The sequence below is a fragment of the uncultured Treponema sp. genome, assembly GCF_945873775.1.
Taxonomy (GTDB): domain Bacteria; phylum Spirochaetota; class Spirochaetia; order Treponematales; family Treponemataceae; genus Treponema_D.
The window spans coordinates 1-25,707 of record NZ_CAMCEC010000029.1 but is presented as its reverse complement, the minus strand read 5'-3'; the positions used below and the strand labels follow the sequence as shown (position 1 = coordinate 25,707).

The following is a 25,707-nucleotide window of genomic DNA, read 5'->3' as shown; positions in this document are numbered from 1 at the left end:
AACCTAGCCTTATAGGCTAAGTGCAAACCACCCGTTTGACGGGTGGTTTGTGATTAGGAAAGCGTAAAAACATATTTTGAGGAGAAAAATTATGGCGAAAAACGAAAATGAATCAAAAGAAAATCCAAAGAAAATAGTTCAGACAGCAGGACGTGCGGCTCTTGGCGAGTTTGCGCCGGACTTCGCGCACTTTAACGACGACATTCTCTTCGGAGAAAACTGGAACAATCACGGCATCGACCTCAAAACCAGATGCATTATCACGGTGGTTGCCCTTATGTCGCAGGGAATCACGGACAACTCGCTAAAATATCATCTTGAAAATGCCAAGGAAAACGGCGTCACCAAAAACGAGATTGCCGCGATTGTAACTCACGTTGCGTTCTATGCCGGCTGGCCGAAAGCGTGGGCGGTTTTCAATCTGGCAAAGCAGGTCTGGACTGAATAAATTCAGTTTTATTGTTTGTAGTTCCGATTGTTGTGCGAATTTTCGTAAGGAAACTCAGTAGCACTGTTAGGTTTACGGAGCTTCCGGCAGCGGTCTTCATTTCACTTCGTTTCATTTCGTCCACTGCCGTCGGGCTATTCGCACTTCGCTCACCGCTCATCCTCCGCACTCGCTACAACCTGCGGTTTCCGCTCGCTTGCGGTGGACTGCTTCGCAGGTGCTACTATCCCTAAGCCTTTTGCTTAGGTTGTGTGCTTTACGTGCACACGTAAAATAAACGAGTTTTGCGTTAGCAAAATCTCGCAGCAAACCGTTAGGTTTGCAAATCCCTAACGCGAAAAACAAGGAGAAAACATGAAAAAACTGATTTTTATTTTAGGAGTTTTGATGATGTCGATTACAGCGAATGCAAAATCAATCGTAGTTTATTATTCAAAGACCGGGGAACAGGTCGCATTGCTTTGCAATGCTTACCGAGTTTTTGCTGATGCATAAACTCGTACAATAAATGTGGCGAGTTTTCGTAAGAAAACTCGGGAAGCAAACCACAGGTTTGCGACAAATACTGCGAAAGTCGCTAAGGAAATTGCGGCTCAGACCGGGGCTGACATTCTGGAGTTAAAAACAGTAAAAAAATATCCTGAAGGCTACAAGGCGACCACCGAAGAGGCGATGAAGGAAGTGCGCGCTAACGAGCGGCCGGTTCTTGCGGTGGAAATCCCGGACCTGGCGCAGTATGACACGGTTTTTATCGGCTATCCAATCTGGTGGGGCGACGCTCCGATGTGCGTCTACACTTTTTTGGACTCAGTTGACCTGAGCGGAAAGACAATCCGTCCGTTCTGCACCCACGAGGGAAGCGGCGCGTCAGGAACGCAATCCAAGCTGAAAAAAGCCGAACCGAACGCGACTGTAAAAAGCGTGCTTGCAATCCGCGGAACAACCGCACAGAACAACGCCGCAACAGTAAAAAAAGAAGTGAGCGCGTGGTTGGAAAACTAAAATAGGAGTGCATTATGGAATATCCAAAAGGCTATGTTTTTGAATTGATGGACAAAGGCGGTCCGACTGACTGCCGCGAGCCGTATTTTAAGGAAGCATCTGCTGAGATGATTCGTGCGCGCACTCTCTGCGCAAAAGCGAACGCGGTTCTTCCCGACAATCCCGAATACGTGAAATATCTTGAAGAGCTTTTCGGCCGCAAATTGGACGACGTGCGGATTCTGACTCCGTTTATCTGCGACTTTGGAAACCGCGTAAAGTTTGGCAAGGGCGTTTTTATTAACCATTCGGCGATTTTGAGCGCGAGCGGCGGAATCGAGTTTGAGGACGGCGTGAGCATTGCCCCGGGCGTGCGGATTGCGACAATAAACCACGACTTCAACCAGCGGCACTCAATCTACACCTACGGTAAAGTCACAATCAAGAAAAACGCCTGGATTGGAATGAACGTCACAATAGTTCCCGGCGTTACAATCGGCGAGTATGCGGTGGTGGCGGCAGGCGCAGTCGTAACAAAAGACGTTCCGCCTTATGCAGTGGTCGGCGGCGTTCCTGCAAAAGTCATAAAAATGCAGAACCCAGTGGAGCAGATGGAGTAAACTTATTGCCACAGGCAGACATTTTCTGTCTGTAGAATTTCTAATTCATTTTCTGCATATCTTGAAATAAGAAATAAATATTAGACATATTGTTTCGGGTGATTTATATTTTTTGTGGAATTGAAAAACTGGAGCTTGATATGAGAAAATTAATTTTTGGAATTGCTGCCGCTTGCTTTTTGTGCGGTTCGGCTTTGGCGGAGTCGAAGATGGTGCTGGTCAAGGGCGGAACTTTTTTGATGGGAAGTCCTGCTTCGGAGCGGATGCGGGATTCTGACGAGGCTCAACATTCGGTTACGGTTGGCGATTTTTATTGCGACGCGTTCGAGGTTCGGCAGTCGGATTACGAAAAGCTGATGGGAAAAAATCCGAGCTGGAACAAGGGCGCGAATCTTCCGGTTGAGAATGTTTCTTTTTATGACGCGCTTGAATACTGCAACAAAAAATCTTTGGCGGAAGGGCTTTCGGCGGTTTATAAAATCGGCGGAAAGAACTCGAAGTTTCCTGATGTGTGTGTGGACTTGGCGGCGGACGGCTACCGGCTTTTGACTGAGGCTGAATGGGAATATGCCTGCCGCGCCGGAACGATGACGATTTTTAACATGGGCAACTGGAACAATCCGAAAGACGCGAACTACGAGGGAAGCTATCCTTATTTAATAGAAGAAAATTATGTTCGGCACACGAATCCGAACGTTCAGTCTGGCTTGAATCGCGGAAAAACGATTGCGGTGGACTCGCTCGCGCCGAATGGCTTCGGGCTTTACAATATGCACGGAAATGTTAGCGAGTGGGTTTTTGACTATTACGGCGGTTATGATGAGACTGTTTCTGCTTCAGAAGTTGTCGGGGCGGCTGGGGCTGGAAGTTTTGGCGGAAAAAGCGGTTCTGGCGTGGGCGGAAAATCTGTTTTGAATCCGCTTGGGGCGGCAGTCGGCGTTTATCGTGTGAACCGTGGCGGCGGATTCAACGATTTTGGAAAGCATTTGAGAAGCGCGTACCGGTCGGCTTCAAATCCTCTTACAAAAGACAGAAATCTTGGTTTCAGAATTGCACGGAATGCCAGCAGTGCTGGCGGCACTGGCGGAAAAAATGCGGTCAAACAGAGCGTTGTTTTTGAAACAAAATATGACGAGAAAGTCGCTTCAATTTCAGTTCCGAAAAATCCGCGTGTGCTCGTGGCTTATTTTTCCTATTCTGGAAACACTGAGAGCGCGGCGGAATATATTTCAAAAACGCTAAAGTCGAAATTCGGCGATGAAAAAGTTGATCTTGTGGAGCTTGAAATGCAGAATCCGTACCGTGGCGGAATCTACGATGTGAGTCAGCGCGACTTGATGAACGGAACTCGTCCTCCTCTAAAGACGAAAATCTCCGCAGCAAAAATGGCGGAATACGATGTTGTGCTGCTCGGCTATCCGACTTGGTGGGCGACTCTTCCGATGCCGGTTTACACGTTCCTTGAAAGCTACGATTTTTCGGGCAAAACCGTGATTTCATTTTCAAGCCACGGCGGAACGATGTTCGGCGACAGCGTGAGCGACCTTTCAAAGCATTTGCCAAAAAGCTACGTGGGGCTTCCGTTCGAGTTTTTCTATTCCGGCGGTCGCGACCTAAACGCAAGAATAGACGAATGGCTGAAAGAAAGTGGGGTGTGAATCTTTAAAAATAAAGTAACTATGTTCTCTGAATAAAGTAACTATATTTCCAAATTTAGTTACTTTATTTTAAAATATAGTTACTATATTTGCCTGACAAAGCGGGTATGTTTTTTTACAATATTTCTTTTGCAAAATTAGCATATATTTTGTAATCAAGTATTTCATTTTTTTTAATTTTTTATATCTGAAACATTTTTTATTTTAAATTTCAAAATCATAAGTGTATGGATATTTTTTACATTTTTATTTAGTTTTTCATGTTTTTATGGTATTCTCCTCATAAAGTTATGCTTACAGTTGTTTGTATTGATTAAAAATGTATTCCTAAATGATATTAAAAAATTATTACTTAAGAATAAAAGGATTTTAGTTTGCGATACTTGGGTAACAAAGATTCTATTGTTGAAATACTCTCAGGAATAATAAAAGAGAAAACATCCCTTTCTAATAATATGATTTTCTTTGATGCTTTTTGTGGAACAGGCTCAGTTGCGAATTCTCTAAAACAAAATTGTAGAATTATATTAAATGATAATCTGCATTGCTCCGCTACATATTCCCATGGCAGATTAATAGCAGCGGATTGCACATTTGAAAGACTCGGTTTTAATCCAATTGATTATTTAAATAATAATAACAATTCGAAAAATGGATACTTTTATAAAAACTATTCTTTAGGCGGTTCTTCCCGTATGTACTTTTCAGAAGAAAATGCGGCTAGAATTGATTATTTCCGTAGCCAAATAGAGGACTGGTTTTCTACTGAGAAAATATCAGAAAATGAATATCACTATTTATTAGCGTGTCTTATAGAGTCTGTTTCCCTTGTTGCTAATACAGCAGGTGTTTATGGAGCTTTCTTAAAAAAATGGGATAGCAGAGCATTAAAAAAAATTATTTTTTTGGATGTTTCTGATGGTAGAAAAGCAATTTCAGATGTTCAGATATATATGAATAAAATAGAGAATATTATTAGTGATATTGATTGTGATATTCTATATTTAGATCCTCCATACACACAAAATCAATATGGAACACAATATCATTTATTAGAAACATTAGTTTTAAACGATAAACCTAATTCTATAAGTAAAATTACTGGTTCCCGAAGAACAAAAGAGATGAGGTCAGATTGGTCAAAAATTTATAAAGTTCATATTTTACTTGATAGAATTATTGCAGAAACAAAAGCTTCTCATATTTTTATGAGTTATAACAATTCTGGAGATATGAGCAAGGAATATATAGAAGCAATTATGAAACGATATGGTTATGAAGATACTTTTGAATGTATTTCTATACCATATAAAAAATATGAAAATTGGAAATCACAGAATAAGAATACTCATTTTGAATATCTGTTTTATATAAAAAAGAAACCAAAATCAGAAATCATTTTTGAATCTCCTTTAAATTATATTGGTAGTAAAGCAAAAATTCTGCTTCCAATAAGACAAAATGCAAAAAAATGTAAGAATTTTATTGATGTTTTTGGTGGAGGGTTCAATGTAGGTATTAATTTTAATGCTGACCGTGTTGTTTATAATGACATCAATTTCATTGTTAAAGATTTAATAAAGTCTTTTAAGGAAATTGACACTTATGATTATATTTTATATGTGAAGAAATTTATTGATAAATTTCACTTAGAAAAAGGAAATAAAGAAAATTATTTAATTGCAAGAAATTATTACAACTCATTGCCGAATGATAAAAAAGATAGCCGTATGCTTTTTGCTCTCATTCTTTATAGTTTTCAACAGCAAATTAGATTTAATAGTAACTATGAATTTAATAATCCGGTTGGTGTACGTTGGTTTAATGATTGCATCCTTGCAAAACTGGTCAGTTTTAGCCGTGCAATAAAATTGAAAAACATTGAATTTTATAGTGCTGATTTTTTAAAATTGCATTCTTTTATCGAATACACACCAGATTCTTTTTTATATTTAGATCCGCCATATAAATTGACAACTGGCAGTTATAATGACGGAAAAAGAGGATTTTCAGGGTGGAATAATAAGCTTGAGAATGAATTATTTAAATTTATTGATTCAATGACAAAAAAAAATATTCCTTGTATGCTTTCCTATGTTCTTGAACATAGGGGTATAGTTAATTCAGAACTTGCTGAATGGATAGATAAAAATAATTATACTTTCATTTCTCTTGGTGATGTTGTTGGAATCTCAGGACAAAAAAGAAAGGAGGTTTTAATTTTAAACTATGCAATATAGAAATAAGCCTATTTTTATTATAAAAAAGAATATGCAAAAATCCGTTCTAACAGGTGTTTATTTTGATTCTTTAATAACAAATGAAATTCTCACTGATTGCTGTTTTAAGATTTTAGGTTTGACAGATTTTGATAAACAATTTGTAGATAACAACTACTCAGATGAATTTCTCGATGCTACTTATAATCATGGTAGGCTTGCGATTTTGCAATATCACGATATTGTTTATTATATTAGTTTTTCAGATGAAAGATGTGAAGGTAGAAATTCTGGAATACAAAGTGTTCCTACAGCATTTAACCGATATTATTTGAATCAATATAAAGAAAAAAGACTGTATTTCTATTTTCTTCCATGTTCAGGCAATAACGCTACTTCTTATTATCAATTTATGTACCGCTTAATGAAAACAGCAGGTTTTGAGTTCATTAATATTCCATATACTATTGGATGTATCAATTCGTTCAATTCGATTGATGATATTATTAGAGCAAGAAAAGAAAATGGAGACAAAAATTCAGGTAACAATGCAACTTATTTGATAAAAACTGATTCTCATAAATATGAAATCTTTGGAAAAACTTATGGTGCTAATAAGTATGATACAAGTTTAATTTGTTATGCAGTAAGTAAACTTGCAGGGAAAGAAGATTGTATTACACTTTACGAATATAATGAAAAAGATTTAAAGGAACTCCCAGAAGCGAGTTTGAATGTTCTCCAAAAAATGGGAAATATTTCTATCATAAATATAGATGATGAGATTGAAAAACAAGAACTTGAAGAAAATGATAGCTTGCGGTCTCCTAGATTTAATGCAAGATTGCTTGATAGATTAGGGGAAAAACATTGTGTTCTTTGTGATTGCGGTATGTCAGAATTGGTTCAGGCAGCTCATATTTGGCCGGTTGCCGATATTAAGAAAACATCTTTTTCTCTTGAGAACAAATTAGATTTTGCTACAGATGGAGAAAATGGATTATGGATGTGTCAAAATCACCATAAAATGTTTGATAGTAACCTATTGTTTTTGTCCGAAAATGGAGAAATATCTTATTGTTCAGATTTATCTGAAACTGATGAAAACTATGCAAAATCAATTACTACAAAAATGATGTTGGATACAAAACTGATAACGCCAAAATTTCGTGAATACATACATAAACGTTATAATGCTTAATGTATTAAGTTTTTATTGATACTGTAGTTTTAAGGAAACTCAAAATGCACGTGAAAAAAATATTGAAAATCATCACCGATATTCTGATGTTTGCGGACTTTATTTTTTTGATGAGCCACGAGGTTGTGCGCAATCTTTCGGCACATGGAATTTACGGTTCCGCGACTTTCAGGTTTCCGAAATCCGGCTGGATAAAATATGTTGTCTGCATTGTCCTGAAGCCTGAAAATTTTGCGTACTGCCATAAGCGCGGAATCAGGTTTTCGTCGTAGTTCTTGAACTGTGTTTTTATGAAGGCGGAGTTGGTTTCGTTTTTTTTGGTTTTTGCAGAATTTGCGGCAAAACTGATTCTGCTTGTGCTTTTGTCATCGCTTGCATTCAGAATGATTCTGTTCCGTTCCAAAATCCGTGCGATTGTGTTTTGCGGCGGAAGAATGTTGCTTTTTTTGATATTACATTCCGGGCAGCTCAGCACGAAATTCCAAAGTTTGTCTTCTTTTACAAAGCTCCAGGGAATAAAATGGTCAACATGGATTTTTGCGCCGAGTTTTTTTCCGCAGTAAAAGCAGTTGCATTCCTCGAATTCTGAAAAAAGGATGTTGCGGTAGATTTCAAGCGGCGTTCTTTCCGGCAGCGAAAGTTCAAGTTTTGAAAGAAGATGAAACAGCACATTTTCCTCATTGATTTTTTCAAGGAACTTTGCCCAAGCGTAGTAGTTCAGTTTTTCAAGCTCGATTTTATATTTCAGAAGAAATTCGTAAGCGCCCTGCGAAACCGTGATGAAATTTCCGTTCTGGTCGAATCCGTAAAGTTTTCCGCCAAAGTCTCCGTAAAGCGCACCGAGAACATATTTTTTACATTCCGCCTGAACTTTTTGCGTGAGCGCAGATTTTGTGTTTTCTTCGATTGACGCGAATTCAAGATTTTCAAGAACCGGATTTTTTGCGGTTGCCTCATTGAAAATCTGCTCGATTTTTGAAGTTTTTCCTTCGCCAGTCGGTTTCTGCTGATGAAGATGATATTTTACGACAAGATTCCAGAAACATTCTGCGAATTTTGCAAACAGGTCGGAATAAAAAATCAGCTGGCCGTTCTCGCACGGCGTGTTGTTCAGAAGATTGTCCAGAATAGATTTTAAAAGTGCGAATTTGTAAGTTGAAGTCTTGTGGCAGCTTTCCGAAAAAACAAAATTGAACAGGCTCCAATATTCATCATCAGAGGTCGGAGCCAAATTCAAGCCACCAGATTTTGAGTTCCAAGCCATTTTTTGTCCTTAATAACGGTCGTTTTTTGGGACAGGTCTAGTCATTTTGCAAGTTCTCTGTATGCTTCAAGATTTTGTTTTATAAGGGTGTCTGAAATTTTTAGAACTTCATCATCAGATTCTAATGAAAGGCTTCCTGTAAAATGATTGAAAAGTTCTTCATCTTCGGCTGAAAGCGTTTTTTTAGCAGAAGTTTTTTTATATTTTGAGAAAAGAGAATATATAAAGGTAGTTACTTTTTCCTGATCCTGCGCTGTCAGCTGATTATAAGTGTCAAGAACTGATGTTTGCATATAAACGCCTCCATTTTGAAGTGAAACAATCCTAAGAATTATATCACATTTTTTGAATCCTGTTAATTTTATGCTTTGGATTGTAGTTCAGTTAAAAATTGCTTTTCTTAAAGCTGCATTTATTTTTGTCTGATAACCTTTGCCTAATCTTTTGAATGCTTCTATTACATCAGCATCAAGTTTCAGTGTAATTTGCTGTTTTTTAGGCTTGTAATATGCCGGATTTGCCGGAACGAACTCAGAAAGTTCCTTTTTTGACAATTTTGGAGCGTCATCATAATTTATTTCATGATTTTTTGCGGCTTTTACTTCTTCCAATGCATTAAATGTTGGCTGGTCGCCAATCTGGATTTCTTTTTTTACTGTTTCCATAATAAAGCCTCCTTTCTTCCGCATCTGCTAACCGTGCAGAAATAATCCTGTATGCGTCAAATCTTTCTGTATAAACAACGAACAGGACATCTCCGACTTTTCCGATTGTCTGAAACGAATCTTCCGCTCGAATATTGTTTTCCGAGCGGTCGTAACGTTCCAGTCTGAATGGGTCTGCAAACACATAGCTTGCTGTTTCAAAACTTATGTGGTGCTTCTGCTTGTTCTGCTGATTTTTATTTTCATCCCATTCGACGTTCATATAAAAAGTATATATCAAAAAGTAGCTACTGTAAACAAAAATCCCTGTCCCAAAAAACGACCGTTTTTCTGCGCAGGTTAATTGGTGCGCGGCTTGCGGAATTCCTGTGTTTTATGAAAAGAAGTCTGCCGGGGCGGGCTGCAGATGTCCGCTTTGTCACGGAGAAACTGAATATCTTTCCAGTGACTTGCGGCCGGTTTTTCCGGAGGAGCGGCTTTTGCTGGAACTGCTGCTTGAAAAAGAGCCGTTCAGTCTTGCTTCGTCTTCGGTGTGGAACTATGCGAACCGTTATTATATCAACGGAAAATCTGTTGCAATTTCGTCTTCGGTTTTTAGAAATGCCGACTGCGATGCCCTCCGCAAAAAACTGAATGAACTTTCTAAAGAAAATCTTGAAATTTCCAAAAATCACTTTGACTCAACGATACAAAAATTTATCCAGGCGAACAAAAGCCGCTTTGATTCCATAAAGGATGAGGCTTTTGATTTTGTTCAGCGCGAGGCGGAAAAGTTCGTGCAGAAAAACGGCGCGGGTTCAGAAAACCGCATGATTATTTCGTTCAGTGGCGGAAAAGATTCCACGGCGACGGCAGATGTTGTTGTAAAAGCACTTGGAAATCCGTACATAACTCATCTTTTTGGAAACACGACGCTTGAATTTCCTTACACAACTGAATATGCCGAACGCTACAGAAAATCGCATCCGATGGCGGAATTCAGAATTGCGCAGAACACTGACCAGAATTTTTACGAAGTCTGCAAGGAAATCGGACCGCCTGCAAGAATGATGCGCTGGTGCTGCTCGATGTTCAAAACCGGACCGATTACGCGCGTCTTGAACCGCAAATTCGGCGACAAGCAGATTCTTACATTCTACGGAATCCGAAAAAACGAAAGCGTGAGCCGCTCAAAGTACAGCCGCGTTACAGAAAACACCGAGACCGTAAAAATCCAGAAACAGACCGTCGCTTCCCCGATTTTTGACTGGAAAGACTTGGACGTGTGGCTTTATCTTCTTGCGGAAAAAGTGGACTTCAACGACGCTTACCGGCTTGGCTACGACCGCGTAGGCTGCTGGTGCTGCCCGAACAACAACATGCGCGCACAGTTCCTTTCTCGCATTTATATGAGCAATCAGAGCGAAAAGTGGCGGAATTTTCTTGTGGATTTTGCCCGGCAGATTGGAAAGCCCGATGCGGAAGAATATGTGGATTCAGGCAAATGGAAGGCTCGTCAGGGCGGAAACGGCGTTGCTGCTGCGGAAGATGTAAAGCTCAAATTCACGAACTGCACGAGCGAGGAACATTCAAAAATCTACCAGCTTACGCGCGTGTTTGACCAAAGTTTTTTGAATATGCTTGTTCCGTTTGGAATCTTGGCTCCTGAACTTGGCCGCAAGCTGATTCACGAGACGCTGATTCTGGACGTAAAGACAAAAGTCCCGATAATTTCCGTCCAGCCGTTCAACCAGAGCGGTTTTGAGCACGCCGTAAAAGTGCGAACAATGAATGTGGAAAAGCACGACGACCTTCAGCGCATGATTGGCTATCAGGTTAGGAAATTCAACGCCTGCAGAAAGTGCCTGAAATGTGAGTCCGTCTGCCGTTCTGGAGCGATTTCTCTTGCTGGAAATGAGTATTACATAAATCCAGAAAAATGCGTTCATTGCAAAAAATGCGTAACGGAAAAATATCTTACCGGCGGCTGCATGATGGAAAAATATTTAAGGACAAAGGATTTATAAGTGCGTTAGGGATTGGAGGGGCGCGAAGCGTTGTTTTGTGGCGGTTGAGCTTGTCGAAACCAGAACAAAGCAATGAAGCGAAAGCGGAACCCCGCAAAGCCCGACCCGAACGAAGTGAGGGGAACGCCCGAATAAAAAGGAATATAAAAATGAAATACAGAGGACACGAGACATTTTCAATACGAAAAAACTGGCTTGCAAAGGGAATGGAAGCCGTTCATGCGAATCCGGGGATTTTTACGGACAAGACTTTTGCGCCTATGGAAGAGCTTGGAATCGGGCGTAACATGGTTGTGTCGCTGCGATACTGGATGAAGGCGGTTGGTCTTACGGAAGAAAAAAAAGGAGAGAAGACAAGAAAAACTGAAACTGTATTTTCGACTCTTGGAAAAATTATATACAAGCACGACCCTTATGTTGAGGAAACTGGATCGCTCTGGCTTTTGCAGGCGGAACTTGCCTCAAACAAGGATTTTGCGACTTCCTGGTATTTTTTCTTTAATGAATTCAATATGACGGAATTTAGCAAGGATGATTTTGTGTCCGAGCTTTTTAAATTTGGCAAAAGCAGCGGTGGTTCAACTGCGCGCAGTTCATTTGAAAGCGACTTTGAATGTATTGTGGGTACTTATGTTTCCCGCTTTAAAAATGCGTCGGAAATTGATCCGGAAGACAATATTGAGTCTCCGTTTGCAGAGCTTGGACTTGTTGATTTTATGGGCGGCGAACGGAAAATGTACCGGAAGGTTATCCCTCCTAAGCAGAATATTCCGTCGCTTGTTTTTCTTGCAGTGCTTTATCGTATGTGCGAAAAAAGCACAAATGACGGATATGCGTACAAAAATCTTGAAATTCCGCTTTCAGACATTCAGAACAGGAAAAATGGGGCCGGCAAACTTTTTAATCTTGATGTGATTACGCTTATGGATATTCTGAGCGAGCTTGAAAGCCGTGATTTTGTGAAAGTTGTCCGCACGGCAGGACTTGATGTTGTCCGGCTTTTTGCCTGGAAAGATTTGGACGAAAGCGAATCCTACAAAAAATGCGTTGAAGAATATTACAAGGAACTGAAAATATGAGTTTGCAGAAAAACAGAATGATAGCCGCTTCAAAGAATTTTCAAACTTCGGTGAATATTGCGTTTGATTTTGACAACGCGCAGAAACTTGCGGATTTTATTCCGACTTCTGAAGCTATAAAGTTTATAGACGAGGCTGTTCTAAGCGCAAGAAACATAAATCAGACGGAAGAAAAAACTTCTGAAAAAAACGATTCCTTAAACCGTGCCGGAATTTTAATCGGTCCTTACGGAAAAGGAAAGTCGTACATTGTGCTGGAAACACTTTCTCTTCTATATAATAATCCAGATTTGAAGAATGTCTTTGAGTCGCTTGCGAAAAAAATCGCGGAAAAAAATCCTGATGCAGCGGAAAATGTGCGCCAGTATGTAAAAAGCGGCAGGCGGCTTCTTCCTGTTGTGATAAACGGAAATTCTCAGAGCCTTGCCCAGTCGTTTTTGTATGCGCTTCATCTGACTTTAAAAAATAAGGAATTTGAAAATCTTATGCCGGAAACCCATTTTGAGTCTGCGGTAAAAATGATTGAAAAATGGGAAAACGAATATCCTGAAACTCTGGAAAAATTCAATAATCTGGCTTCCGTAAAATCCGGGGAATTCAAGCGGCAGCTTCTAACTTATAATTCAGATTTTTTTGCGGAATTTGAAAAACTTTATCCGTCGCTTACTTCGGGAAGCGAATTTAATCCGTTCAGCGGTTTTGATGTTGTTGAAGTCTACGAAAAAGTGTGCAAAAAACTTTGCGAGACCGGAAATTACGATGGCATTTTTGTAGTTTATGATGAATTCGGAAAATATCTTGAATCAAGCATTGCGCAGGCGACAGTAAAAGATACAAAACTTCTTCAGGACTTTGCCGAGCGTTGCGAGCGCAGCGGAAAAAATCAGCTTCATTTGCTTTTGATTTGCCACAAGGAAATTGAAAACTACATAGACATTCTTCCTAAGCAGAAAGTTGACGGCTGGAAAGGCGTTTCTGAGCGTTTCAGGCATATTCATCTTTACAATGAAAATTATTCAGAAGTCTACAGCCTGATAAGCGCGGCGATTCTTAAAAATCCGGCTGAATGGAAAAACTTTTGCGCGCAGAACGAAGCGCAGTTTGAAAACCTGAAAAACGTTTGGTTCGGCGGCTCTTCTAGGCTTTTTTCAAACCTTGAAGGAAGTTTTGCGGACACAATTCTTTGCGGCTGCTATCCGCTTCACCCGGCCACGAGCTATATTTTGCCGCGCCTTTCTGAAAAAGCTGCGCAGAACGAGCGCACACTTTTTACTTTTCTTTCCGGCAACGACAAAAACGGATTTTCTTCTCTAATTGAAAAACTTGGAAAAACTGAAAAAACAGAATCGGGCGAGAATGAATTTTTGCACGGTGGAAAAATAATTCTTTTTACGCCGGACGTTCTTTTTGATTATTTTGAAAACCAGCTTCAAAACGAGCCGTACACAAGCGAAATCAAAAAAAATTATCTTATGGCAGTTCAGATTTTGCGCCAGCTTGAAAAAACTTCCCTTGAAGCAAAAATCGTCAAGACAATTTCGCTGATTTACTGCCTGAACCAGTTTGAGCGGCTTTCCCCGGACTTGAATTTTCTTTTCGCGCTTTACGATGACGCGGGCTATTCGCGTGAAGAAATCCGTGGCGCGGTGAAAAATCTTTCTGAAAATCTTGGCGTGATTTATCTGAACGTCCACAACAATTACATTCAGCTGAAAGCGGCTTCCGGCGCGGACGTTCCGGCTTTGATTTCTGACTGCGTTGAAAAGCGGCGGCGAGCAGTCCGCATTGTTGACATTCTGAACAATTTCAACACGGAAAAATTTATCTATCCGACTTTGTACAACGTAAAAAACAAGATGACGCGATACTTCCGCTTTGTATTTGTCTCTGAAAAGGAATTTTTGGAGCGCGAAGACTGGAAAACATTTGCTGAAAATTTTAATTCTGACGGCTGCGTTTTTGCGCTCTTCAAGGATTTTGAAAATTCGGAAAATTCTGGCGGAACAACTTTTGACAAAGAAAAGATTGTTGAAAAAGCAAAGAAAATTTCTTCCGAGGCAAAAAATCTTCTCTTTATAATTTCAAGTCTGGATGAAAATTTTTCTGAAAAGCTTCGGCGTTTTGATTCTGTCGCGTTCCTGCGGAACCAGCTTTTGGCGGATTCTTCAAATCTTTTGGATTCGGTTCTGTTTGACGAGTACGACATTGTTTATCAGGATTTGTACGAGGTTGTAAAGCAGATTGTCCATTCCTACGTTCGGCCTGAGCGGAATCTTGCGCTTTACGTTTCGCTTGGCGCGGAGCGGAAACTTTACAGAAAATCTGAATTCACAAATCTCATCTCAAAAATCTGCGCGGAAATTTTTTACAGAACGCCGGTTGTGAACAATGAAATGCTGAACAAAAATTGCCTTACCGGGGCGGCCACAAAAAGCCGGGCAAAACTTCTGGACGCAATGCTGAATTCGCCGTTTGCGGATTTGGGCTTGTCCGGGAGCGGGCAGGAAGTTTCGTTTATGCGGAGCGCGCTTCTTCTGCCTGGAATTCTAAAAAAGGCTGAAAAAAATTCTGCGGAAAAGAAAATATTTAATCTTGAGCCAGCTTCTGGAAACTCAAAAAACGATGAGAATTTTAAGAATCTTTTTACGGTGATAAAGGAATTTTTTGCGCGGGCGGAAGAAAACGAAATCAGTTTTTCTGAGCTTTTTGAACTGCTCGTAAAGCCTGAAAACGGAATCGGTCTTAGGCGAGGCGTGATTCCGCTTTACATTGCAGCCGTTGTTTCTAGTTTTTCAAAAAATATTGTGCTCAAAAAAAGCAGAATTGAAGTTTCTGTGAATGCCCAAAGTCTGGCGGAAATCGCGGAAAGTCCACAGGCGTTTTCAGTCCGGGTTCAGAAGTGGAGCGATGAAAAAGAAAATTACATTAATTCGCTTGAAAATATTTTTTCTGACTTTGTGATTGAAGATGAAAAAAGCGCGAACGGCTATTCGTATCTTATAAACGCAATGCTCCGCTGGTACCGCTCGCTTCCAAAATACACAAAGCAGATGAAAAAAGTTTACTGCGGTTCGGCAGACGGCTCAGAGAAAAAATCGGTTTTGGTGCAGAAAGAGTATTCTGAATTTCTGAACATTTTGAAGCAAGGCGGATTCGGAGCGAATGAAATTCTTTTTGAAAAAATCCCTTGCGCGTTCAAAAAAGAAAAGCTGGAGCAAACTGATTTTGCGCTTGCAGAAAATATAAAAAACGCGAAGAACTTTTTTGATTCGGCATTGGAAGGTTTTACAGAAAAAATCATTGAAGATACAAAAAATTCTTTTGACAAAAACGCAGGCGAAAAATCGCTGAAAAATGTGGTTGCTGAATTTTGCACGAAACTTGATTCGGAAACTGAAAACCACGTTTTTGAAAACGGGGCGCACTCGCTTTTGAAGATTTACAAGTCTGCCGGAAACGATGAAAAGCAGATTGCTGGCGAGATGGCAAAAGTTCTGACCGGACTTAGCATTGATGACTGGAACGATGAGACCGTAGGTGTGTTTTTTGAACGACTTGATGAATTGAACAAGACGCTTATGGAATTTAGAAATCCGTTGGGAATCCGGCAGGCTCAGTGTCCGCCTGATAGTTCTGAAAAGTCGGCAAGTTCAAAAGTTGAGACGTCTGATGATGCTGCAAATAACTACGAAATCCGGTTTGCACATAGCGGAACTGAAAACGCGAAATCAAAATCATTCAAGAAAGTTGAATGTTCAGTCCGCGCAAAATCGCTTGAAGAAGAAATCTGGCGGACAATCGAAGAAATGGGGCAGTCCGTAACGGACGCAGAAAAACGCCAGGTTCTGGTGAGCTTGCTGGAGAAGCTGTGCTAATACCCAGAAATTGGAGGAAAAATGAGTTTTTATTTTGACAATGCGGCGACGACTTTTCCGAAGCCTGAATGTGTTTACGATTTTATGGATTCTTTTTACCGCGAGCACGGCGGAAATGCGGGACGCGGGCAGTACAAACTTGCGGCTGCGGCTTCAAAAATGATTTCGGAAACGCGCGGTTTTATCCAGAAAATTCTTTGCTGCGCGAACAAGGATGTGATTTTTGCTCCGAGCGCGACGGTTGCGCTGAACATGGTGATTCAGGGGCTGATTGCAGACGACAAGAAGAAAACTGTTTACATTTCGCCGTTCGAGCATAATTCGGTGACACGGGTTCTGCATCATTTTGAAAAAAGCGGAAAAATCCGTGTCAGGCAACTTTTTGTTTCGCAAAATTTTGAATACGAGATTGAAAAAATCAACGCGCAGTTTGCAGAGCTTCCGCCGGACATTGTGATTGTAAGCCACGCAAGCAACGTGATTGGGCTTGTTGCGCCTGTCCTTGAAATTTTTGCCGTTGCGAAAAAGTATGGCGCGCTTACCGTGACCGACATGGCGCAGACGGCAGGGCTACTTCCGCTGGATGTGGCGAGCGATCTGGTTGACTTTGCGGTTTTTGCCGGGCACAAGACGTTGTACGGACCGTTCGGAATCGGCGGATTTGCAAAAAGCCGTAATGTCGCGCTGGAGCCGGTTCTCTTTGGCGGAACAGGCATTGATTCGGCGAACCAGGAAATGCCCGAAAATATTCCGGGTCGCTACGAGATGGGAAGCCAGAACATCTGCGCGGTGGCAGGACTTCATGCGGCGGCACAATGGTTCTTGCAGAATCAGGACGAAATCCGCGCTGCCGAAGAAAAAAATCACCAGAGGCTTTTGGAGATTCTGCGGCAGTATGACTTTGTGAAGATAGCAGGTCCGGCGGACAGATTTTCAGAAAAAACAAAATGCATCGGCGTTGTCTCCACCGTTTTTGACGGATACGCGGCAGAAGACATCGGAAACGTTTTTGATGAAATGGAAATCGCCGTGCGCACAGGACTTCAATGCTCTCCGCTCGCACACAAATTCTTGGGAACATTTCCGGCAGGCACAGTGCGTTTCAGCGTGGGATATTTTACAGGCGAAGAAGACTTTTGCGCTCTGGAAAAGGCGATGGGGTATATAGAGGAAAATAGGTAAAAATACATAAAAAAGGAGTATTTACATGATTGAGAAAAATGGATCAGATTTTAAAGAAATTGTAAGAGAAATTGAAAATGAAAATATTTTGCTTCCAGATTTTCAAAGAGAATTTAAATGGAAAGACGAAGATATGCAAAAGGATATTGTGTGTTCTGTCTTATCTCGCATGCCAATTGGAAGTATTCTTTTATTAAAATCAAAGGCTAGTGAATATGCATGTAAGAAAATTGGTTCAAAATTAGATGCGGAAGTTTCTGATTCTAATAAAGAAATAAGTTTTTTATTGGATGGACAGCAAAGATTAACGGTATTGGCAAATGTTTTTTCAAATGTAATTTTTGAACAGACAAATAAACTATCAGATTTAATAAGCCAGCAAGGCTTGAAACGAAGATTTTTTTTGCGTATTCCAAAATGGACAAATATAAAAAATGAAAATGATTTATTTGGAATTCAAAATTTTTCTTTTTCAATCCAGAATCCTGATTCTGAAGATCCTAATTTTTTAACAGGAGATATAAAACCTTATATTGAATGTATTGGTTTTACAGCAAATGATGGAAAACCATATAATCCAAATGTATGTTTGTCAACGGATTTAGACACTTTTTGTTTATCAAATGATAATGGATATTTGATTCCATTGTTTTTGCTATGTCCAACAGGTGATAATGCAAATTTGATAGGAGACAGATTTGAAATCATAGTAGAAGATGTTGCAAAGAAAATAAAAGATGAAATTACTTTAGCTTATAAAAGTTTAAAAAATAATGAAGAAGAAAAATTGTTTTTAAAGTTATTTTTCGATGATTCAAAAGTAAAAAAAATAATTGATGATTCAAGTATATTGAATGTAGAACTAGATTCTAAGTGTCGTTCTTGGGGACGGAATCTCAAGTTATATTTGAATACATGTATAAGTCAAGCAAGATTAAATCAAATATTAGTTACAGAAACGAATAGGTCTAGAGCCATTGATATTTATGAAAATTTGAATAAGGGTGGAATTAGTCTTAGTACATTTGATTTAATTATGGCAAAAGTTGGAAAAGAAAGTACACAAAACTTTTATAAACGTCTTGTTTCTAACATTAAAGCTCCTAAGCAATATAATCTGAGTGTTTTACCAGATAAAATGCTAAATATAGTTTCTAATTACATAAATAATAAAGGATATAATGCAAGTGTTTATATTGGTGCGTATAACGAAGATAGAAATGAAATTTCACCAAAATATACAGAAGCTTTTTTAAATGTTGCATCATTGTGTGCTAATAATAAAAATTTTGATTTTAATCAAGCGAAAAATGATCATATGAAAAGAGATTGCATATTAAATTTGGATTCGGCATATATAAATAATGAATGTGAGAAAATATGTATCGCTTTGGATAGGGCTTTTTTCTTTTTTCAAACTCGATGCGGTATTAGGGCAATAAATGAAATTAATTACTCTTTGATGTTAACCCTTGTTGCAACAGTTTTTATGAATAATGAGTGGTTTAATGATAAAAAAGTTCATGATTTGCTTGAATCATGGTATTGGTGTTCAGTTTTTTCTGGAGAATTTGATAGGGATCAGAATCCTCAAACTATAAAATGCTTAAAACAAATTACTAATTATCTGTTTGGAAAAAATCCTAATCTGAAGTGGTTAGATGATTTAAGAGATTCTGTATTAAATGCAAATAATTTTTCAGATAAAGATTTGTTACTTATGGAAAAAACTGAATACGATAGAATTCCCAAAGCTCCTTTACGTCATTTTATTTGTCAGTATTTTTTATCAAAAACTTATACTGATATGTTTGATGAAAATATTGTTATAAGTGTATTTTCTGATGTGTCCAAAAAATTGGAAGCTCATCATATTGTCCCACTTGGATCTCAGAAAAAAGTTGGCGAAAATACTGAAAAACTAAGGGGAGATGATACAAATATTTGTAATTCACCTTTGAATTTTGTTTACATCACAAAAGATTCAAATACCACTATTTCTAGTGATAGTTTGCCAGATTATGCAAGAAAAATTACAAATCAATCAAAAAGTGATTTGAAAATTCCAAGCGAGTTTTCGGCCTCAAATTTAGAAGAATATATAAAAGCAGACAAAAATGATAATGAAAGGTCAGATTTTGTAAAGAAATTTCTTAGTAATAGATTTGATGCATTACAAGGAGATATAAAATCTCATGCTAAAAGCTTAATTATGTGATAATAATATGAATTTTACAGAAATCAACATCAAACAAGAATACCGTTCTCCCCAAGACAACATCATTAAGGACTTTTACATTCCTGTCCTTGAAAATGCTGTTTCGTACAGGCGTTCCGTCGGATTTTTTTCTTCTTCGGCGTTGGTTGAAATTTCAAAAGGAATCTGTGAGCTTGCCAAGAAAGGCGGAAAAATCGAGCTTGTGGCGTCGCCCTATCTTTCTGCGGAAGATGAAGAGGCAATCCGAAAAGGCTATGAGAACCGCTCAAAAATCATAGAGAACGCGCTTATTCGTGGACTGAAAACAGAGCCAGAAAATTATTTTGAAAAAGAACGGCTGAATCTTCTTGCGAATCTGATTGAATCCGGTGTGCTGAATATAAAAATCGCTTTTACGGAAAACGGCTCATCGGTCGGAATGTATCATGAAAAACTTGGGCTTGTCGAAGATTCCGACGGGAATAAAATTGTTTTTTCAGGCTCGATGAATGAATCAGAAAACGCGTTCACAAAAAATTATGAGACCGTTGATGTTTTCTGTTCATGGAAAAGTGAAGATGAAAAGTCGCGTGTGATTCAGAAAGAAAAGGCTTTCGCCGCAATCTGGGGAAACTTTGATGAAAAACTTAAAGTCCAGCATTTTCCGTCAATCGACAAGGCTATTCTTGAAAAATACAAACGCGGCAAGGCTGATTTTGAGCTGGACAAAAAAGAGTTTTCTAAAAACAGGAATATTGAGTACAAAATAAGCCACGAAAACAAGACGGAGATTCCCGATATGCTTGCGGTGGCGGAACCTGATTGTGAAAAGCCGATTTTAGTCAATAACCTTTTCTTTGATTTTAAAGGCAAAAAATCACCGAGACCGCATCAAATAAAGGCTATAGAGAATTTTGAATCAAACAATTTTCAGACACTTCTTGCAATGGCAACTGGAACTGGAAAAACTTTGACTTCTTTATTTTGCGCAAATGAGCTTTCAAAAAAAATTGAATTGACTTCAGTTTTGATAATCGTTCCATTGAAGGATTTGGTTGACCAGTGGCAAAAGGATATTGAGGAATGTTTTTCTGGAGAAATTATTCCAATCCGTTCAGGGCTTGACTGGAAAGAAAAATTGTCAGACTTGCGACTTCTAAAAATCTTGAAAAAGAACGAGCAAAATAAAAAACTTGTAATTATCACGACTTATGATTCTTTCTGTGGAAATGATGAGAAAATCCTTGAATCGCTTGACTTAGATTCAACTTTGATAATTGCCGATGAAGTCCATAAATTCGGAGCTGCTAGCTATTCAAAAAAACTGCCTGAAAAAATCAAATATCGAATCGGACTTTCCGCGACACCAAAGCGTCCTTATGATGAAAAAGGCACAAAAGCAATTTTTGATTATTTCTGTCCGTCCGAAATTCCCTATGAATTTTCTATAAAAAACGCGATTGAAGCGGATATGCTCTGCCATTACGAATATCATCCTACGGTTGTTCCGCTCACAGACTTTGAAATGGAAGATTATGAAAATATTTCCGAAAAAGTTTCACGGCTTTCTGTCATCGTCAATAATTCTGTCAAAACGGACAAGGAGGATGAAGAGCGACTGGAGCAGCTTTTAAAGGAACGGCACAGAATTATCGAGCGAGCGCAGAATAAAAAATCAGAATTTCTTGAAATAATGCGAAAAGAGATTTCAAAATACAAAGATAGGACGATTGTTTTCTGTCCAGACGGAAAAGACGAGAACGGCAATGATTTTTTGGAAGTCTATAAATCAGAACTTTGGAATGAATTGAAGTCAAAAGGCAAAATTGTTCGAATGAGCGAATATGTTCAAGGAACAAAGCGGAATGTTATAGAAAGTTTTACAGCTGGAGCAATCGATATTCTATTTGCAAAACAACGGCTTAACGAAGGAATTGATATTCCCGCTGCAAAACGTGCTTTCTTTATTGCAAGCAGCACTTCCGAACGCGAGTTTATCCAGCGGCGCGGGCGTGTCTTAAGAAAATCGCCTGAAACAAACAAGACGCTTGCTGAGATTTTCGACTTTATCGTAGTTCCGCCGGATAGAAATTCGATTTATGCGCAATCAATTGTTGAAAACGAAATAAAGCGCGCAATGGATTTTGCAGCAACCGCAGATAACTACGCGGAAATAGAAACGATTCTAAGAAAATATTTATAGAGAGGAAGAAAATATGGGAAAACTTGAAAATGATTTGCCAAAAATTGTGCAACAAGCATTAAAAAATGAAGATGATGTTACACATACTCTAGTTAACACATTGCTTAAACAAATTTATAAAAAGCATAATCAAGGAAATATAAAAACTGTAGTTGCAAAAACTCTTGATGATGAATTGGATAAACTCATTCAGTCTGGTGTAATTGATATTGGTAATCTTGGAGGAGCAAAATAATGGAATTTAAATGTATTACAATCTCAAATTTTTTATCTTATTATGATAAAAATGAAATCGAATTTTCTCCTACGACAACGATTTTTATTGGACAGAACAAATCTGGAAAATCAAAATTATTCGATGCCATTAACTTTGTTTTGTATAATCGTATTTTTTTGACAGATGAGGGTGAAAATGGTGAATGGATTACAAATGATAAACTGATAGCACCATTGATTCTTAATAATCATAAAAAAAGTGAGGCATTAAAACATAATGATTCAGCTATTCAAGTATATGTTGAATTGATAATTAACAATGTAATTTCCGATTTGACAATCTCAAGAAGATTTGATTATAGATTGACTGAAAACGGATATGAATATGTAACACAGACTTTTTCTATTACAGAAACAGATTTTGCAGGCAATTTGATTTCTTCAGATATAGGCGATGCAGCTAAGGGAAAACTTAGAATTTATTTTGCAGAATCAATAAAAAACTTTTTCCTTTTTCAAGGAGAGGCTGCTTCAAAAATTATGAAATTGCAAAAAGGCGGAAACTTTTCTCTTGCTGTAAAGGAAATTGCAAGATTAGGAATCTTTGACGAAGCAAAAGAATTGGCTGACTATTATGCTAGCAATGTAAATAATCGAATTACAAGAAAAACGAATAAAACTGCCCGACAAAAAATTGAACAAGAAGATCTTCTTAGAAAGATAGAAACTAAAGAAGACAATATTAGGGATTATGAAGAAAAATGTAATGAAGCAGAAAAAAATATTTCTGATTATTCTGCAAAACTTGATGATTTAAATAAAGATCTCGAAGGTTATACAGAGTTTGAAAAATATTTTGCACAGAAAAAGCAACTGGAACAAAATCTGCATCAAATTGAAAATGATTTGAAATTTACTAATACAGAGAAATCTAGCATCGCTGAAGAGTCCGTTTTTTATAAAGTTCGGAGAAAGATAGACTCATTCAAAGATTTTTATTCCAAACTTGAAGAAAAAGGAGAAGTTCCTCCTAGTATTTCTGCAGCAGAGATAAAAAAAGCATTGAAATTCTGTCAATGTACAATCTGTGGAACAAGTCTGTCTGAAGGTACAGAAGCTAGAAAATATGCAGAGTCTCGTTTGCCAAAGTGTGATACTGATAAATTAGGCGATTACTTAAGGGATTTGAATACTACAATGTCAAATATTTCAGAAGAAGTAGAAAAAATTCCAGATAATCTAACTGAATTGGTAAAACGGAAACTTCAATTAGATGAAAGACAGAAAAACTTAAAAAAACAAAAAGAAGAAATTATGGATATTTTATCACAAATTCAATTGGATGATTTGTCTTCCACAGAAAAAAAGGAGCATGTGGAAAAAATAAAATCCTCAATTCGCGAGTATTCTGATTTGTTGGATAGGGCAAAGAATGATAAAGCAGGTAATGAAGCTTTATATAAAAAGTATAACAAAGAAGTTTCTGATTTAAAACACAAACTTAATACAATGATTATCGATGATGAAGATATTGACGAAACAGACAGAATTAGACATTTCTATGCTGATAAACTTTCAATGGCAATGACAAAGTTGAGTGAACTTGCAAATAAGACCGCTTATGATGAAGTTCAAAAAAAAGCGGATGAATATTATGAAGAAATGACAAAAGAGAATTCAGCTCTTAGTGGTTCAATAAAAATAGATACAGATACTTCTGAGATTTATACAGTTGATGAGCAGGGGGCTAGAATACGAAATATTAATCAGGGAGATAGAATTTCAATTCAATTGGCAGTTATTGCAGGAATTCTAACAGTCGCAGAAAACCAATTTAATCAGCAATATCCATTTGTAACGGATGCTCCAGTTTCTGCACTTGGCGGAGATAACAAGCTAAGTACAATTCAAACTATGATAACTGCTTTTGGACAATCTATTATCATTATAAAAGATGATACTTCTTCAAAAAATAAAACAAATGATGAACTTAGAGAGCTTATTGCTGATTCCAAAGCTGTTGGAATCGCTTATGAACTTTCTATGTCAGAAGCATCAAATACAAATGATCAATTTACTGTTGTAACAAAAATAAAAGGATAGGTAATTTTTATGATGAAAGATGTTATCGATTTAGGAGAATCAACAAAATTTGATATTGAAGATGAATATTATAAAAAATTTTGCAATCAGTTGGAAAATGAAGGAACAGATGCTCGCTCGCGACGCACTGTTTTTAAAACCGACTGGCAACGCTTTTTGTGGGCATTTATTTTAGGAATTTATGTTGGAGACAAAACTCCTCTTCGGGATAAAACAAAAAATCCTCCTTTTGGAATGGAAATATTTAAAAATCGTAACAAAATCCTCAAAACAATGATTGCCTTGACTTTGCAGGAACTTTACAAAGACAATCCAGATGAACTGAAAAAGGATTTTGAGACCGCCACAGAAAACGGAGAAAATTTAGGACGAAAAATCAAGACCGCAATCGAAGAATACGCAAACACAGGATTTTCAATTTTAGACCGCAGAGGAAGAGAAAAGCCCGGCTATATTGAAAATCTAGAATATGTTGTAGAAGACATTTGTTCCGACAAAACTTGGAGCTGGTAAGGCTTCATCTGAAAAGCACCGTTAGTTAAATTCCTTGTTTGAAAATGTTTGCTTTTTAAACAAGGATTTTTTTTCTATTTTGGAGAGAATTAGCGACTTTTTAAACAAAAAATGCGTTGAGCTGTGATATAATATATGCATTATGAAAGAAAGAAAACTTGCCTTGCTCAATGTGTTCAAGAATTTGGGCTACGAGATTAAGTTGTAGGAGATGAGTATGGAAAATCAAAACAAGGGCGATATTGTAATTTACCAGACAAAAGATGGTCTTACAAAAATTGATGTCAGGTTTGAAGATGAAACTGTATGGCTTACACAGGCTCAACTTGTTGAATTGTATCACTCAAGTAAAGCAAATATTAGTGAACATATAAAGCACATTTTTGAAGAAGGTGAACTGGAAGAATCCTCAACTGTTCGGAATTTCCGAACAGTTCAAATCGAAGGTGACCGAAAAGTCAGCCGTGAACAGATTTGCTACAATCTCGACATGATAATCTCCCTTGGCTACCGTGTAAAATCTTTGGTAGCAACTCAGTTCAGACGGTGGGCAACTGAACTGTTAAAAGAATATTTAAAAAAAGGATATGCGCTTGATGACAAACGCTTGAAGGAACTTGGCGGCGGAAATTACTGGAAAGAGCTTTTGGAAAGAATCCGTGACATCCGTTCAAGCGAAAAAGTGATGTACCGTCAGGTTCTTGATTTATATGCTACCAGTGCGGACTACAATCCAAAAAGTGCGGAAAGCATTGCGTTCTTCAAAATGGTTCAAAACAAACTTCACTATGCGGCTCATGGAAACACTGCGGCGGAAGTGATTTATAACCGTGCGGATTCAGAAAAAGAGTTTATGGGATTAACAGCTTTTACAGGTGATTTTCCAACTAAAAAAGATATTGCAGTTGCAAAGAATTATCTTTCAGAAACTGAACTAAAAGTCCTGAACAATCTTGTTTCCGCATATTTCGACTTGGCGGAAATCAACGCCATGGAACATAAGACAATGCATATGAGTGATTATGTTGAGCAGCTGGACAGAATCCTTTCCGGCACAGGAAAAGAAATTTTGGAAGGCGCAGGCTCAGTAAGCCATAAACAGGCTCTTGAAAAAGCTGAAAGAGAATATCAAAAATACATTCAGAAAAATCTTTCCCCAGTTGAAAAGGCATATTTGGAAACAATAAAGGTTTTGGAAAAAGAGGCAAAAGCCGGAGAGAAGTATAATAAGCCTCAGATTTAGACACGGAGGAGAAAAAATAACGAATTTGTGCTAA

21 protein-coding genes are annotated in these 25,707 nt (G+C 38.2%); 17 read left to right on the top strand and 4 right to left on the bottom strand.

Annotated features, from left to right (window positions below):
* Positions 1-91: 91 nt before the first annotated feature.
* The 7 genes from Q0N70_RS11170 (at position 92) to Q0N70_RS11140 (ending at position 7,127) form a co-directional block, all read left to right on the top strand.
* Positions 92-448, top strand: coding sequence for a carboxymuconolactone decarboxylase family protein (locus Q0N70_RS11170; RefSeq protein WP_294016770.1), 357 nt, complete (start codon positions 92-94; stop codon positions 446-448).
* 354 nt (positions 449-802) lie between these two features.
* A complete protein-coding gene (locus Q0N70_RS11165; protein WP_294016769.1) occupies positions 803-943 on the top strand; it encodes a hypothetical protein in 141 nt (46 codons plus the stop codon).
* Between the two features lie 15 nt (positions 944-958).
* Entirely contained in the window at positions 959-1,450 is a 492-nt protein-coding gene (locus tag Q0N70_RS11160; protein ID WP_294016767.1) for a flavodoxin, read from the top strand.
* 14 nt (positions 1,451-1,464) lie between these two features.
* The gene (locus Q0N70_RS11155; protein ID WP_294016765.1) at positions 1,465-2,049 is read left to right on the top strand and encodes a DapH/DapD/GlmU-related protein; all 585 of its coding nucleotides are present in this window, start codon (positions 1,465-1,467) and stop codon (positions 2,047-2,049) included.
* 140 nt (positions 2,050-2,189) lie between these two features.
* Complete coding sequence (locus tag Q0N70_RS11150) at positions 2,190-3,707, top strand: flavodoxin (RefSeq protein WP_294016763.1); 1,518 nt, start codon at positions 2,190-2,192, stop codon at positions 3,705-3,707.
* A gap of 383 nt (positions 3,708-4,090) precedes the next feature.
* Positions 4,091-5,947, top strand: a complete 1,857-nt coding sequence (locus Q0N70_RS11145; RefSeq protein WP_294016761.1) for a DNA adenine methylase — start codon at positions 4,091-4,093, stop codon at positions 5,945-5,947.
* Complete coding sequence (locus tag Q0N70_RS11140) at positions 5,937-7,127, top strand: HNH endonuclease signature motif containing protein (RefSeq protein WP_294016759.1); 1,191 nt, start codon at positions 5,937-5,939, stop codon at positions 7,125-7,127. The genes Q0N70_RS11145 and Q0N70_RS11140 overlap by 11 nt, the downstream gene beginning before the upstream one ends.
* A 151-nt stretch (positions 7,128-7,278) precedes the next feature.
* Here the strand turns inward: Q0N70_RS11140 and Q0N70_RS11135 are convergent, their stop codons facing one another.
* From Q0N70_RS11135 to Q0N70_RS11120, 4 genes are all read right to left on the bottom strand, one after another.
* Positions 7,279-8,391, bottom strand: coding sequence for an HNH endonuclease domain-containing protein (locus Q0N70_RS11135; protein ID WP_294016757.1), 1,113 nt, complete (start codon positions 8,389-8,391; stop codon positions 7,279-7,281).
* 41 nt (positions 8,392-8,432) lie between these two features.
* The gene (locus Q0N70_RS11130; RefSeq protein ID WP_294016755.1) at positions 8,433-8,684 is read right to left on the bottom strand and encodes a hypothetical protein; all 252 of its coding nucleotides are present in this window, start codon (positions 8,682-8,684) and stop codon (positions 8,433-8,435) included.
* Between the two features lie 87 nt (positions 8,685-8,771).
* Positions 8,772-9,056 (bottom strand): BrnA antitoxin family protein, encoded by a 285-nt coding sequence (locus tag Q0N70_RS11125; protein WP_294016752.1) that lies wholly within the window; start codon positions 9,054-9,056, stop codon positions 8,772-8,774.
* Positions 9,007-9,318 (bottom strand): BrnT family toxin, encoded by a 312-nt coding sequence (locus Q0N70_RS11120; RefSeq protein ID WP_294016749.1) that lies wholly within the window; start codon positions 9,316-9,318, stop codon positions 9,007-9,009. Before Q0N70_RS11120 ends, Q0N70_RS11125 begins: the two co-directional genes overlap by 50 nt.
* 106 nt (positions 9,319-9,424) lie before the next feature.
* Between Q0N70_RS11120 and Q0N70_RS11115 the strand changes: the two genes are divergently transcribed.
* The 10 genes from Q0N70_RS11115 (at position 9,425) to Q0N70_RS11070 (ending at position 25,673) form a co-directional block, all read left to right on the top strand.
* Positions 9,425-11,062 (top strand): phosphoadenosine phosphosulfate reductase family protein, encoded by a 1,638-nt coding sequence (locus Q0N70_RS11115; protein ID WP_294016747.1) that lies wholly within the window; start codon positions 9,425-9,427, stop codon positions 11,060-11,062.
* 149 nt (positions 11,063-11,211) lie between these two features.
* Positions 11,212-12,141 carry a DUF4007 family protein gene (locus Q0N70_RS11110; RefSeq protein ID WP_294016745.1) on the top strand — a complete coding sequence of 310 codons (930 nt, stop codon included), beginning with the start codon at positions 11,212-11,214 and terminating at the stop codon, positions 12,139-12,141.
* Positions 12,138-16,016 (top strand): hypothetical protein, encoded by a 3,879-nt coding sequence (locus Q0N70_RS11105; protein WP_294016743.1) that lies wholly within the window; start codon positions 12,138-12,140, stop codon positions 16,014-16,016. The genes Q0N70_RS11110 and Q0N70_RS11105 overlap by 4 nt, the downstream gene beginning before the upstream one ends.
* Before the next feature lie 21 nt (positions 16,017-16,037).
* The gene (locus tag Q0N70_RS11100) at positions 16,038-17,198 is read left to right on the top strand and encodes an aminotransferase class V-fold PLP-dependent enzyme (protein ID WP_294016741.1); all 1,161 of its coding nucleotides are present in this window, start codon (positions 16,038-16,040) and stop codon (positions 17,196-17,198) included.
* Between the two features lie 25 nt (positions 17,199-17,223).
* Entirely contained in the window at positions 17,224-19,416 is a 2,193-nt protein-coding gene (locus Q0N70_RS11095; RefSeq protein WP_273066270.1) for a DUF262 domain-containing protein, read from the top strand.
* Positions 19,417-19,423: 7 nt separating this feature from the next.
* On the top strand, positions 19,424-21,598 hold the full coding sequence (locus tag Q0N70_RS11090; protein WP_294016738.1) for a DEAD/DEAH box helicase family protein: 2,175 nt from the start codon (positions 19,424-19,426) through the stop codon (positions 21,596-21,598).
* A 13-nt stretch (positions 21,599-21,611) separates the two neighbouring features.
* Positions 21,612-21,833 (top strand): hypothetical protein, encoded by a 222-nt coding sequence (locus tag Q0N70_RS11085; RefSeq protein WP_294016737.1) that lies wholly within the window; start codon positions 21,612-21,614, stop codon positions 21,831-21,833.
* A complete protein-coding gene (locus tag Q0N70_RS11080) occupies positions 21,833-23,917 on the top strand; it encodes an AAA family ATPase (protein ID WP_294016736.1) in 2,085 nt (694 codons plus the stop codon). The genes Q0N70_RS11085 and Q0N70_RS11080 overlap by 1 nt, the downstream gene beginning before the upstream one ends.
* A 9-nt stretch (positions 23,918-23,926) precedes the next feature.
* The gene (locus Q0N70_RS11075) at positions 23,927-24,430 is read left to right on the top strand and encodes a hypothetical protein (RefSeq protein WP_294016734.1); all 504 of its coding nucleotides are present in this window, start codon (positions 23,927-23,929) and stop codon (positions 24,428-24,430) included.
* 217 nt (positions 24,431-24,647) lie between these two features.
* On the top strand, positions 24,648-25,673 hold the full coding sequence (locus Q0N70_RS11070; protein ID WP_294016732.1) for a virulence RhuM family protein: 1,026 nt from the start codon (positions 24,648-24,650) through the stop codon (positions 25,671-25,673).
* Positions 25,674-25,707 lie beyond the last annotated feature (34 nt).

Excerpts from the sequence above, each read along its gene's own strand:
- Q0N70_RS11170 (WP_294016770.1), top strand. The coding sequence starts at position 92 with ATGGCGAAAAACGAAAATGAATCAAAAGAAAATCCAAAGAAAATAGTT.
- Q0N70_RS11165 (WP_294016769.1), top strand. The coding sequence starts at position 803 with ATGAAAAAACTGATTTTTATTTTAGGAGTTTTGATGATGTCGATTACA.
- Q0N70_RS11155 (WP_294016765.1), top strand. The coding sequence starts at position 1,465 with ATGGAATATCCAAAAGGCTATGTTTTTGAATTGATGGACAAAGGCGGT.
- Q0N70_RS11150 (WP_294016763.1), top strand. The coding sequence starts at position 2,190 with ATGAGAAAATTAATTTTTGGAATTGCTGCCGCTTGCTTTTTGTGCGGT.
- Q0N70_RS11140 (WP_294016759.1), top strand. The coding sequence starts at position 5,937 with ATGCAATATAGAAATAAGCCTATTTTTATTATAAAAAAGAATATGCAA.
- Q0N70_RS11135 (WP_294016757.1), bottom strand. The coding sequence starts at position 8,391 with ATGGCTTGGAACTCAAAATCTGGTGGCTTGAATTTGGCTCCGACCTCT.
- Q0N70_RS11130 (WP_294016755.1), bottom strand. The coding sequence starts at position 8,684 with ATGCAAACATCAGTTCTTGACACTTATAATCAGCTGACAGCGCAGGAT.
- Q0N70_RS11125 (WP_294016752.1), bottom strand. The coding sequence starts at position 9,056 with ATGGAAACAGTAAAAAAAGAAATCCAGATTGGCGACCAGCCAACATTT.
- Q0N70_RS11120 (WP_294016749.1), bottom strand. The coding sequence starts at position 9,318 with ATGAACGTCGAATGGGATGAAAATAAAAATCAGCAGAACAAGCAGAAG.
- Q0N70_RS11110 (WP_294016745.1), top strand. The coding sequence starts at position 11,212 with ATGAAATACAGAGGACACGAGACATTTTCAATACGAAAAAACTGGCTT.
- Q0N70_RS11105 (WP_294016743.1), top strand. The coding sequence starts at position 12,138 with ATGAGTTTGCAGAAAAACAGAATGATAGCCGCTTCAAAGAATTTTCAA.
- Q0N70_RS11100 (WP_294016741.1), top strand. The coding sequence starts at position 16,038 with ATGAGTTTTTATTTTGACAATGCGGCGACGACTTTTCCGAAGCCTGAA.
- Q0N70_RS11095 (WP_273066270.1), top strand. The coding sequence starts at position 17,224 with ATGATTGAGAAAAATGGATCAGATTTTAAAGAAATTGTAAGAGAAATT.
- Q0N70_RS11090 (WP_294016738.1), top strand. The coding sequence starts at position 19,424 with ATGAATTTTACAGAAATCAACATCAAACAAGAATACCGTTCTCCCCAA.
- Q0N70_RS11085 (WP_294016737.1), top strand. The coding sequence starts at position 21,612 with ATGGGAAAACTTGAAAATGATTTGCCAAAAATTGTGCAACAAGCATTA.
- Q0N70_RS11080 (WP_294016736.1), top strand. The coding sequence starts at position 21,833 with ATGGAATTTAAATGTATTACAATCTCAAATTTTTTATCTTATTATGAT.
- Q0N70_RS11075 (WP_294016734.1), top strand. The coding sequence starts at position 23,927 with ATGATGAAAGATGTTATCGATTTAGGAGAATCAACAAAATTTGATATT.
- Q0N70_RS11070 (WP_294016732.1), top strand. The coding sequence starts at position 24,648 with ATGGAAAATCAAAACAAGGGCGATATTGTAATTTACCAGACAAAAGAT.